This window comes from Occallatibacter sp. (assembly GCF_049582745.1).
Taxonomy (GTDB): Bacteria; Acidobacteriota; Terriglobia; order Terriglobales; family Acidobacteriaceae; genus Telmatobacter.
This window is the reverse complement of sequence record NZ_JBAUUO010000064.1, coordinates 24,035-36,222: the sequence shown is the minus strand read 5'-3', so window position 1 is coordinate 36,222 and position 12,188 is coordinate 24,035. Positions and strand designations below refer to the sequence as shown.

Genomic DNA, 12,188 nt, shown 5'->3' with positions numbered 1-12,188 from the left:
CTCAAAATAGCGTGGGGTATTTTTGCGGTATGATCGACTTCAGTTGCTCGAATGCATCGATCGTAAAGTCTGCCTCGAAGTCCTTCTTGTTATATGTAGACTGAATCTTTGAGGAACTCCACGGAGTAATTCGCAAAAGCGTGGCCATGTCTCGATCGCTTGGGTTGAATGACGAACCATATCGAGCCCAAATGGTCTTAATACCGAGTCGGGCTGCGGGCTCAAGGTCCTTCGCCTTGCTATCACCAATCGCCCACGCCTGATCTGCAGAACAATCGAAGAGACGGAGGGCGCGCAGATAATGCTCCTCATTGGGTTTGCAGCTCTGTTCGGTCAGCGCCAGGACTCGCTCAACCTCAATTCGAGAGCGTCGACGAGTTCGTCCGCTGCGTGTGAACCCTAGATTTGCAGGATCGTTTACCGAAGGCTCGAATCCCTCCCATGCGACCAGCCCATCAAGAAAACAATCGATTTTCAGATCATATAGCCGATGCTGTGCGCGGTAAACGGAGGAATTCGTTATTCCGACAATCATCACGTCCTGCTCACTAAGCCACTCAAGGGTTTTGACAACCCCTGGGTAGGCTACGAGCCGCCGACTCTGTACGCTCTTAAACGCTCCTCGTCCCGCTTCGACAATTCTTCTGAGCTTCTCGGTCTCTAGACCTTTGGCCGACTCAAGTTCCTGGATCCAATAGGCATACTCTAGTGAACCCCGCTCGGCAAACACGGACTTCGCTTCGTCGTAGAGCTGATCTTCGGAAACCTTCATTTCTCTGGCCAAAGCGTGGATCATTGCCCTAAAGCTAGGCGCAAAAAATGACGGCCAGTCGTAGAGCGTGTTGTCAATATCTGCCAAGAGGATCATTTTTGCTCATGGGGCCGTTGAGGCCTTCAATGAATTCTACCTTAGGCGAACAAAAGACGAAAGATGATGACAGAGACAAGATATGGGTAACGCGATACTCTACTTCGGGAATCGCCTACCAAATGCCGGAGAATCCTGTGCCAGCGATTGACCCTAATGTTCTTCAAAGCGTGTTTTACATCTACCCGGATGTCGCCTCTGCTGAGAAGGCACTGGCGACAGGCGGCACGGGGTTTTTTGCGGGAGTGCCCCTCGAAGCGAATCCCCACATGAAGATGATCTATGCCGTTACGAATTGGCACTGCATAGAAAAATCAGACCCGCGTGTGATTCTCCGCGTCAACAAGAAAAATGGTGAACCGGATTGCATACCAACCGAAATATCGGACTGGAAACCTCATCCCGACAAACTGGATATTGCAGCAACGCCGATCATGCTTTCGCCTGATTATGAGTACAACTTTGTTTCGAGTGACATGTTTTTCGTCACCCCAGAAACCGTCAGACATCGGCAGATCGGACCCGGCGACGACGTCTTTATGGTGGGGCGGTTTATGGGGCACGATGGGAAACAGGGGAATCTTCCGACCGCGAGGTTTGGCAATATATCTCGCATGAACTCTGAGCCACTAGAAGATCGTCATGGCAATCCGCAAGATAGTTTTTTGGTCGAGATGAAATCAATTCCCGGCTATAGCGGTTCGCCGGTCTTCGTGTACATTAATCCAACTCTTGCTAGACCGCCGTATTTTATGACTCCACTCGCTCATCCCTACAATCAGGCGCAGCACGGCCCTTGGCTTCTGGGAATTGACTGGAGTCATCTTAGCGATTTCCATCCGATACTTCTGGCCAACAGACAAACGAAGAAGTCTCCGCAAGAATGGGTTGAGGTGAATACCGGAATGGCTGGTGTAATTCCGGCGTGGCGCATTCAAGAACTACTCGATTTGGAGGAATTTAAGATGCAAAGAAAAGAGAAAGACGACGAATTTTCCAACTACTCGCGACTGGCTGGCTCTCCCTCGGAAGATAGCGCCGGAGGGGATCATTCATTTACGCAGCAGGATTTTGAGGCCGATCTTCGCAATGTATCGCGGAAGGTCTCGCCTTCGAAATCTGATGGAGAAACGAAGTAAACGTCGGCTGAGTATCGAGACGCCGATTTGTAGCGGAAGCTGTACTCGTTCGGGTTCGACTGAAGGTACTCGCTACTCACGGAATGCTGATACTAAATCAGCCCTTCAACCGATTGGTCGATCATTTCGTGTCCCCGAGACACAAAAACGAAGCAGTTGCGAAGTTGAGAGATCGAAGCCGCCCGTGGGTCTCTCGAACGGGGAGGAAGCCATGAGGCCCGCAAAGCATTTCTGAATGCCCGGATCAGCACATTAACGAGGAGATATCTGCTACAGCCTTATAGCACATTGATCTCGCGGCGGACGGAGTAATGCAACCAGCCTCCTCGGTCTCAAGTAGGCTGGTCACGCAGCGGATGCACCCTTAGTTGTTCCTGATCCACGCAAGCCCGATCAGGTTGAAACCTGCGTTTGCGCTGTGTCCAAAGTTTTAGCGTTGCTTCGATCGACTCCGAATCCCGAGCATGAAGCAACGTCATTATTGCAAAAACTTTGATTTCAGGCGTGTTGCGAATACAATGACAGCGAGAACCCGTGGCTCTTAGAACGACAGGTCAAAGAGAATTTTCGTTTTCGGTCGATAGCGCCCTACTTGGTGAATTGGGCGAGAAGCTCGTGTCAACTGTGCACGTCGCGCTCGCCGAGTTAATCAAGAACGCGTACGATGCGGACGCAACGGAAGTCCGGGTCTCGATTCTCCAGCAAAGAAGTCTAGCGCCACGGGTCATCGTTAAGGACAACGGGCTCGGGATGAATCTGGAGGATGTGCGGACTTTCTGGATGAAGATCGGAACGTCTAACAAGAACATAAATAGACTCAGTCCGAAATACGGTCGCCTTAAAACAGGATCAAAGGGCATAGGCCGATTTGCATGTCGCCGGCTTGGTCTTTACTTGCGTCTCACCACTTGCGCGGTCGTCACAACAAAGGACCGACCGCCGAGATTCCAGACAACCGTGATTGAATTTGATTGGCTTTCGTTCAAGCCAGGTATTGACGTCGAATCGGTTTCCTGTCTCGGTCGTACAGAAAGCTCGAACATTGGAGAACCGGGAACCACTCTCGAGATTTGGGGAGGCGTTGAGAATGAATGGCAAACGAGAGGATTTGAGTATTTACAACGCCAACTCGCAGTATTGGCCAGCAATCGAGGGGTAAAACGTTCTGGATTTGAGTACGACCCGGGCTTCAACGTAATCCTCGAGGCTCCTGGACTGACAAGTACGACGATTGATCTCCGAGATGCGGTCATCGACGCAACTTGGGGCACTCTCACAGCGAATATCGACAAAGATGGCCATGTGGCCTGCTCGCTGAACGCCAAGGGACTCGGCGGCACTAAGAAGTTCACTAGCAAAGAGAAGTTTCAGCGAATCCGGGGAGCGTCCCTTCGAATTGGCATCCTACCGACCCGGAAAGACGAGGCAAGAAAACCAGAATTGCTATCCAACTACGTGCTAACCGAGTTGGTTGACGAGTGGGGAGGGATTCAAGTCCGCTTCAATGGATTCCGTATGTTCCCGTATGGAGACTCAAGAGACGATTGGCTCAGAATTGACTCTGATCGAGGCCGCCGAGTCGGTAAGCCAGAACAAGAGCTGTTTGATTTCGCAGCCAGCCTTAGCCGGGTTGATGCTTCCCGTGTGCTTCTCAACATGCTCGGAATGCGAAATTACCTCGGACAGGTCGAGCTTACATCTAATATCAAAGGTCTCGTACCTCGGATCGATCGGCAGGGGTTTATTGAAAATGAGGTCTTCGATGAGGTTCGGAAGTTTGCACGGTTTGCTGTCGACTGGGCCAACATTCATCGAGATCATTACATTCGTCTGAAGGAAAGCGAAGAGGCTGAGGAAGCTCGTAAGGCGATCAGGCCCGTCCTGAACCTCGAGGGCCCCAAAGAGGATATTGTTCCGAAGGCTGCAACGTACTTGCGGCGGGAAATAAAGCGGATCGTTCAGCGCCTTCCTCAAGCACAACAGAAAGAAACGGAAACCAATCTGGTCCGCACTGTTAGGGCCATGGAAACTGCAAGTGCTGAGAGCTATCAGCAACTTCGCCACCTTCGGATGGTGGCATCTGCTTCAACATTGACTCTGCTCTTCGCCCACGAAGTCAGAACAGTAATCGGAGCACTTGGTGCGTCTTCCGCTCGACTAGAGCAGTTGGCAAAGCTGATCCCTCGGTATGCGGGTGACCTAAGTGCGCTTGGATCACAGCTTGTTCAGACCAAAGAACGCTTCGACAATCTGGTCGCAATGACCGGAATTGTTGGAGCCTTCAAGGCGGATGACCAACTCACTGATCTACACCTGAAAACGGCGGTCGAACGAGCGACTCAGTGTTTCCATCTAGTAACGAGTAACTATTCGATTCTGGTTGATGACCGGGACATCCCAACAAGCCTCACGGTAGGCCCAATGATAGAGGGAGAGCTCTACACGATTCTCCTAAACTTACTCTCGAACTCCGTCAAATCGGTAATTGCTTCCGACATATCCCCGAAGGTTATCAAGATCGACGCGAAAAGAACTGGTAATCAGACCATTCTTCAGATTTGTGATTCCGGGCTAGGGTTAGCGCCTGAATTCTTTGACGAAGTATTTACTCCGTTCATATCTGATCCGTCAGGAAAGCTATATGACCGATTGGAAGAGCGGGCCAATCCGGAAGATGAATCAATTTTCGGCACGGGAAGTGGATTGGGCTTGGCAATCGCTAGGGATGTTTGTCGTTCCCGCGGTGGGGACATTCATTTTATTCCCCCTCCATCTCCCTGGAGTGCTTGCGTTGAGGTTGAATTGCCATGAAAACCATGCGCTTTGTCTGGATCGATGATCAGAAGACAAAAATATCGCAGTTTCGAGCCGTCATCGAAGCAGGCATCGGAGCACAACATGCCAAGATCGAACTGCTAGAAATCAAACAGAACGCCCTCGGAGCGCTGGCTGACTGGTGCAAGCAGAATGCGGATCGCCCACCCCAACTTTTGATCATTGATCACATTTTCAATTCAGCTCTTCCATTTGGGCTTAAGGGATCATCGGTTGCGCATCTTTTACGAAATACATTTCCTCGCCTTCCGATGGTCTGCGTGACGGCTATGTTCGATCGGCCGCAGTCATTTGATCAAGAGGACATTTCAGAATACACAGCGCTGTTCAGATATCAGCATCTTGAAAAGCACATCGAGGACCTATACGGAATTGCTCGCGATTTTCCAAAGTTGCACACGGAGGCTAAAGGCGTTCGCTTGCATTTCGTTGAATGCTTGAAACCGCCGAAACGCGACAGGGACGAACTCTTAAGGATTTTGCCAGAAGAATTCCAGGATGAGGCGCATTCGACGACTGAACATCGCGTTGCACGCTGGATTCTGAATGAGCTGTTGGCGCGACCAGGATTCCTGCATGACAGACTTCACACTGCTACCGCACTTGGATTGACTGTTCCGGGGCTGTCGAAGGTGGAGCACTTGTTTACCCGAGCCTTATATAAGGGCGTTTTCGCCACCAAGTCCGAACCGCGGTGGTGGGCAAGCGCTACTCGACATGTCCTCTATGAGTTAGTTGGAGAAGATGCATCAGACATTCCTCAATACGCAGGCAGGGCCCTTCCCGGTATTTCGGAGATGGACTACAGCCAGTGCTACGTATCGAAAAAGAAGGATCCACCCCCAGATGTGGTTGTCTATTCAGACTCGTCGTCCAGTGCGTCACTCCGCGTGGTCAACCGAAGGTATTCGGAGCTGCACCCCGCTAGCGTAGCAGTCACCCCAGGGTTTGATGCAAAACTCATTCTCCGAAAGAGCAGAAGCTAGTCGTGTATCCAGACCTAAAGACGATCCGAACTTTGGAGATCGATACCCTTCGAAAGATCATGCAGATAGGCTCGTTCTCTCGACTCGGTCAGATTCAGACCTCAGCTGCGGGAGCTCAATCAGCGATCAATGAGTTCCGCGGTGGAGTTAACGTGCATTTGGGTTTTACTCTCGAAATCCGATTACGTGGAGATCGACGGGGCAAACCGGTGCCTCGACGAATCGACCTCGGGGCGCTTGTAGAGGCGGCATCAGATAATGTTTCCGTCAACAATGCCTCATATAGCTTGCTGATCGCAAGGTATGCCAATCCGGCAACCAGTCCAATTGTCCGCAAGGTTCATTTTGATTACGAACCCATCGAGCGGCGGAATGCGCAAGAGCCAAAACCCAGTGCTCACATGCAACTCTGCGGGAAATTCAGCCCACATCATTTGGCCGCGGGGTATACCGAAGTTCGCCTAAGGTCTCTGTATCCTGCTTGGGAAAAGCCTCGCATTCCCCTTCCACCGACGAGTATTGCCTTGATGTTGAATTGGCTTCTATTGGAATTCCAGACTGATCCTGCCTCACAGGCCATCCTCAGTGATCCGACGTGGCGGAACTGTGTCATTCGGGCGGAGCAAGCTATTTTGAAGCCCTATTTCGTCGCTGGCGCGCGATTTCTCGCAAATGCCTCTAGTGCAAAGCAAAGGTTCCTGCAAAGCCATCTATACGAGCTCGGTGTTGATGCCTGAAGAGATGTTCAGATCGGAGATTTGCGCTTCAAGGATGCGAACGGGACTCGTTCTCCTCTTAGTTTTCGGTAGGCTTCATTCAACACAGCTAACTCCGAAGCAGTGAGAATGCCAGCGTCAACATAGAGTACTTTGTCGGCTAGGCGTGTAGCTGACTCCATTTCTCCGCTCCTTACAAGAGCTTCAACCCGGCGAAACAGGTCCCTGATGGATGCCGCGTCAAGATCGATTTCCGGTAAGATTAGCTCCAAAACATCACTTGGCTCCAATTTGAGGAAGCCCGACCCACGGATGCGACCGCGAGCTTCGGCAGAGAGCCTGAATGGCGTAGTAAGAGCAGCCAATGGTATTGCGCTTCTATAAGGCGCGTCTCGATGCAGTTTGATTTTGTACAGACCGTTCGCGCATGAGATGCCTGCTGAATTCCAGATAACGCGTGGGAAGCTATGCGAAATAGAACCAATGAACGCATCCGCCGAAGTGTCGTATGAAACTGCATACCACGGATTCCGCTTTGCGAAAGTTCTATTCCGCTGTTTGGCGGCCGTCGGATATTTTGCGAGAAGATCCTTGATGGTGCCGGCGAGCTTGGAATCATCGACGACCAGCAGCCTTGGAATGCTGCCTAGGAGGCCTTTCGTCTCGTATTTTGTAATCCGCAAGCCGGGCGCTTGCCGCGTCTTGGTGATGATCGGACGCAAATATTCTGCCGAAATACCGAGTTCGTGCCACATCAAAGGAGAGCGAGAAAAGAATCGACTGTCCCCAATCACCTCGCCGATTTTGACACTCGCAATCGAGCCCAGGTTGAAAATCCGCGGCGTTTGACGGAGCTTGGTAAGCAAGTCCAAAGCTTGTGCGACTGATTCAAACTGCGCGCCTTTCTGCTCCCTCTTAACGCAAGTCTCATCCAAAAAGGATGCCAGTTCGACGGTAGTCGCTACTGATCGACTTGTGTACTTGGACTGTATCCCTCGCTTCTGGCGGTGCCCTTCTGCAAGGAGTACCACTGTTCGTTCTTCAGCGCCCGCCTGAATGAACAGCTGTTGCCGTATTCGGAAGAGCATAATTCGATCGAAACTGGAGGCAATACGGCTCAGAATAGGATGGGCGTAATCTGCAGAATCTGCGGCCGACGGTAGAACAAATGCGATCCGTCCTCCCTCGCCCAAAAATGAGAGTGAATGACAGAGGAAGTAGGCCCAGAGGCTAGCATTCAATGGAAACTCGGGCTTATGCTTTTCTCGCCAAAGTCCGATTACCTCACGTTGATCTTTATTCATCCGGTGATACGAGACGAACGGAGGATTGGCGATAACAACGTCTACGCTTGAACGTTTGGGTGAAGCGGTGAGAAAGTCCCGCTTGTGGAATTGCCGTGGGTGGCGGCTTCCGAGCAGGCGTCGCAGGTACGCAAAAGCAGATTCATCAACATCGAATCCGAAGAGTTGGGCTGATGGTGTCCTGCATCCTAAATCCCGAAGACGGGTCGCGGCTGCCTCCAGCATTGTGCAACCGCCGAAACTCGGCTCCAAAATGCGATCTGAGGCCCGAGTGATTGCCCATTTTGCGAGAATCGCAGCGGCATTCTTCGGCGTGTAATAGATGCCGAGAGAGCGTCTCCGCGTCAAATCCATCTCAGCCTGGGTCAAATCTGTCAATGACAGAATTCCTTTGCATCCATTTGCTGTTGTGAACCCCCAACGATCATCTCATTAATCGACCGTGTTCGCGCCGTTGGAATGGCTTTCGGAACATGGAGGATCACGGGCATCTTCCACTGCCGATGAGGCGCAGGCAGAGGAGAATCGCGAATTCTTCTCTTGTATGATCTATCTCGGTTCGAGAAAAGCTGCAATCACTAGCCAGACTCAGAGCGAAACTCCGGAAATTAGCTGTCGACCAATGCCTCTCCCTCGATCTGACCTGCTCTAAATCAACGAGCTTGGCCCAACGAATAGGATTCTTCGTCAAATGCAGACGTGCGAGTGCGCAGCTACCGCCACATCGACAATGCAATTGCCGCTACAATTCCATCTACATCTACTGCGCATTGCACCAGGGGGTCGAGGTCAATCCATTGGTGATCAATTGCATTGGGGAGATAACGCAATCAGGCCCTCTGGTCCCAAGCCAGAGACGCAAGAGCGATCGCGGGCCTTGGGGCGGCCGTGTCCTCACATGGCCAAGCGGTTCGATTACGCAGAACGGGTAGACAAGGCGCTGGATGCGGAGCATGCCTTCAATTTTGGCGCAGAGAAGGTCCACTCAGACGACTCATCGGCCTGCTTGACCCCACAAAAGGTCGGCCTTTTGCGAGGCAGACCACAGTTCGTGTCAACTGTATTCATTGCCCACGTCAAGCTCTTGTACTCGCTTATAAAGGCTAAGCCGCGATGACTCGAACGACTCAATAACGCCAGGGTCAGTTTGATGCCCGCCACGCAGTCCCGCAATAAGAATGTCCAAGCGTCTCAATTGATCAAGCATAATCTCAACGGCTGCATTATCGATTCTCTTTCGCTGTTCGACGCCGCCCCACCAGTCCGATAAAGCATTCACGCCCAATCGAAGAACAGCGACGTCATTGACACCATGCCGGACACCCGCAACAACTGCCTGCCACACTTGCAGACGATCACCGGGTCGGACCAGGAGCCGGTTTTGAGCATAAATCAAATTTTCATGAAGGTCTCGAGCCAAACGTCCGGCCTGGATTTCCTTACCTCGCAAACTCACGTCCCTTGGTGGCCGATCGATCTCATTAAGTCCCAATGTCCACTGCTCAGTGGCCCGCCTCAAGTTACCAGACTTCAGAGCAATATCGCCCAATTGAAGGTATGCCCACGCTCTCGAAAGGATATTGTCGACATCCTGTTCGAACAGTTTAGATATATCAAGTATTCCCACCCAGTCCTCGCGCATGGCTTTTGCTTGGAGCCACAAACTCGCCAACTCATGCCGTACGCATTTCAGCTCATATGCACGCCGAAACTGCAATTCTGCTTGCGTGGGATCTGCCGGGACTACCAGCAACAATGCACGTCCTAGAAGACACTTGACATCCGGATTATTCGGAAAACGCCGATCTGTTACCAGCGCTACCTGCAGAGCATCATCCTGTTTGTTTTCGTGCCAGAGCGCGGCCACGCGCCCGATGGCTTGGCCGACTTCCGAGATGAATTGGGGAACAACCTTGCGACTCGCGACGCACGCGTGCTCCAATCGATGCGGGTCACGAACTCTCTTACCGATCATGTCCATCATCAAAAGGAGGGCGCTAGGAATAACAATGCGTGCCCCACCGGGCATATCTTCGCTGAGAGTCACAAGGTGGTATTTCCGGAGCGCTGCAATGTCTTCAGAGAGCAATCGATCACCGCTGCTCAATATTGTCTGAAGCTCGACGAACGATGTTTGCCCGAGTAGACAAGCTGCATAAAGCGTGCGGATCTGCGATTCACTTAATTGATCAAGCTCTTTCTCAAATGCGAATCGCCGAACCTCATCCCCGTCTCGGCCTTTCCATGTACTCAGAACGGAGTCTAGATTTGCTCCACCCTCCACGAGTCTGAGAATTGATGCAGCAAAGGTCGGTGACCCGTCTGTCGTTTGGTGAAATTTTCTCATCAACGGCGACGTGGCACGGATATTGAACGGAATTTGCCAGGCGTCGGCCGTCATTTTGCAGTATTCAGCGAAGTCGGGGAGCTCGAGGCCAGTGACCCTGAGCAGTTGACGTGGCGCGCAGCCTAAGTCAAGCCGGGCAGTCAATAGCGCAAGCGACGGAGCATGATCCCTTCCCATTGTCTCGGCCGTTATCTGTATTAAAGTCTGAAAGACGTCTTGCTGCTCAGTTGAATCAAGGCTGTCGACGTCATCGACTATCAAAACCGAAGGAAACAATCGGAGCGCCTGGGTTACCTGCTCCTCCAATTCCTGTGCCGTCCACTCAGTATCCAAATGCTTCTCTGGTGTTCCGAGCTCTAGAAGTATGGCGGTCAATAGAGTCTTCGTGTTGAGAAAATCAACCCTCGTCGTCGGCTCAAACTTTCCTCGAATGGCAGTATAGAAACGCTTCTTGGCGCTAAGCCAGATAAGTTTCTGAGTCCCATCAGGAGGATTCTTCACAATGCCCTCCGCGAATTCGCGAGCCAATGTAGTCTTGCCGACACCACCCAATCCGGCTAAGAGTTTTACAGGCGTGAATCCATCACATACCCAGCGCCACAGCTGCCTCAAATAGGATTCCCTGCCGACAAACATGATGAACCCTGGATCGCGGGCGCCGAGATTGTTGAGCAATAACTTACCGTGACGGAATTCATCCGCAAAAGATATTTCTCTCCTTGCTCCTCCACATAGAAACGTGAACTCCTCCGCAGTCTGCGCGGGCTTACACTCGTCCGCTATCCGCAAATAAATGTCATTTGTCTTGTAGCAACTCAGTCCACCTCCAGGAGGCTTAGGCGCATCGCGCCTGAATTGTGCAGGTGCCAATGAATAAGATCTTTTGGGAATATACAACAGACCAACTTTGGCAGATCCTTCAGGTGTATCAACTTGGTGCACTACATAGTTGCAATCGATATCATGACCAGTCGCGGCGCGCGCGCGTTTTTGCAGATCGTCTGGAGAGAAATCTCGGTCAAAGCCTAGGATGGCACGCGTTCGATCGTCAACCCCCGCCACTATGTAACCACCATAAGAGTTATAGAACGAGACGATATCCTTCACGAGACCCGCTATCTTCGCGTTGTGTGCAAGTCGATCTTCGTCGGTCGGGCTTGTGCGCGCGTCCAGGCTCGGAAACTCTCTTTTGTAGTCCCAAAGGGCCTTTTCAGTTTGTAAACCCTGCCCCTCAGGCAACAGCTCGTACACCACCGCCTTGTCGCAGGATCCGCGAGCGATATGCTCGGCGAGACGAGCTTTAATTGCAGAGATGCTGGAATTCATGGTCACCCCCCGGAGTCGTTGCAACATTTGCGTTCGAATCAACTAGACCGTAGCGACCTTATGAATTGTGTCGCACGCTGTATACTAGCGCCTCTAACGAAGAACGCGATTCTGTTAGGCGCTCCATAGAATTGTCTAGCGACTTCAGAATTCTAATGAGGGCATCAAGCTGTGTTGCCCTGTCCTCTGGAGTGGCTGCATCCTTGAAGTCCGCAAGAATGACATCAAAATCGGAAAACTGCGACTCTGCCGCCATTTTGTTCCTAGCGACCATTTCCACGGTCGCTTGGATCTGCGGCCAACGCAACTTGCCCTCTTCAGCGAGTTTGTCGGCGGAATTTGATGAATTCTCAAAATTAGGTCTATGCTGGTGATCTAGCATGTATTGCGAGCAATCAGTTATTGGCTAATTAATTATATAAACAGTAGACAGCCCGTCAAGTGGAATGCCTATGGGCGCTCTATACTTGCAACCGTGACTCCTCGCTTGTCTACGGCCATTAGCCGAGACACAAGCGACTTTTGTCACACGCGCGAACCTATTGGTCGGCGGAAATCTGTTTGCTTGTCAGAAGAAATGCAGTCAATTTGCATCGAGGAATGTCGCCATGCGCTCCGCAGAGGGAGTCGCTCGCTATGCGCATCCAGCACGCGCCGAGTGCACTCT

The 12,188-nt window shown here is 51.6% G+C and carries 7 protein-coding genes; 4 read left to right on the top strand and 3 right to left on the bottom strand.

The genetic code is table 11. The annotated features are described in order from the left end of the window. Position 1 precedes the first annotated feature (1 nt). Positions 2-868 carry an HAD family hydrolase gene (locus tag WCA10_RS10265; protein WP_472822420.1) on the bottom strand — a complete coding sequence of 289 codons (867 nt, stop codon included), beginning with the start codon at positions 866-868 and terminating at the stop codon, positions 2-4. 29 nt (positions 869-897) lie between these two features. Here WCA10_RS10265 and WCA10_RS10260 point away from each other — a divergent pair, with 29 nt between their 5' ends. The 4 genes from WCA10_RS10260 (at position 898) to WCA10_RS10245 (ending at position 6,565) form a co-directional block, all read left to right on the top strand. After that, positions 898-2,007, top strand: coding sequence for a trypsin-like peptidase domain-containing protein (locus tag WCA10_RS10260; protein WP_472822419.1), 1,110 nt, complete (start codon positions 898-900; stop codon positions 2,005-2,007). Positions 2,008-2,541: 534 nt separating this feature from the next. Further along, positions 2,542-4,818, top strand: a complete 2,277-nt coding sequence (locus WCA10_RS10255; protein WP_472822418.1) for a sensor histidine kinase — start codon at positions 2,542-2,544, stop codon at positions 4,816-4,818. Further along, positions 4,815-5,828: a hypothetical protein gene (locus WCA10_RS10250; RefSeq protein ID WP_472822417.1), complete on the top strand. Its 1,014-nt coding sequence runs from the start codon at positions 4,815-4,817 to the stop codon at positions 5,826-5,828. The genes WCA10_RS10255 and WCA10_RS10250 overlap by 4 nt, the downstream gene beginning before the upstream one ends. 32 nt (positions 5,829-5,860) lie before the next feature. Continuing rightward, the gene (locus WCA10_RS10245) at positions 5,861-6,565 is read left to right on the top strand and encodes a hypothetical protein (RefSeq protein WP_472822416.1); all 705 of its coding nucleotides are present in this window, start codon (positions 5,861-5,863) and stop codon (positions 6,563-6,565) included. A gap of 8 nt (positions 6,566-6,573) precedes the next feature. On the opposite strand, the gene WCA10_RS10240 is transcribed toward WCA10_RS10245, so the two are convergent. Both WCA10_RS10240 and WCA10_RS10235 read right to left on the bottom strand, forming a co-directional pair. After that, positions 6,574-8,226, bottom strand: coding sequence for an N-6 DNA methylase (locus tag WCA10_RS10240; RefSeq protein WP_472822415.1), 1,653 nt, complete (start codon positions 8,224-8,226; stop codon positions 6,574-6,576). Between the two features lie 676 nt (positions 8,227-8,902). Next, on the bottom strand, positions 8,903-11,521 hold the full coding sequence (locus WCA10_RS10235; RefSeq protein ID WP_472822414.1) for an ATP-binding protein: 2,619 nt from the start codon (positions 11,519-11,521) through the stop codon (positions 8,903-8,905). Positions 11,522-12,188: the final 667 nt, after the last annotated feature.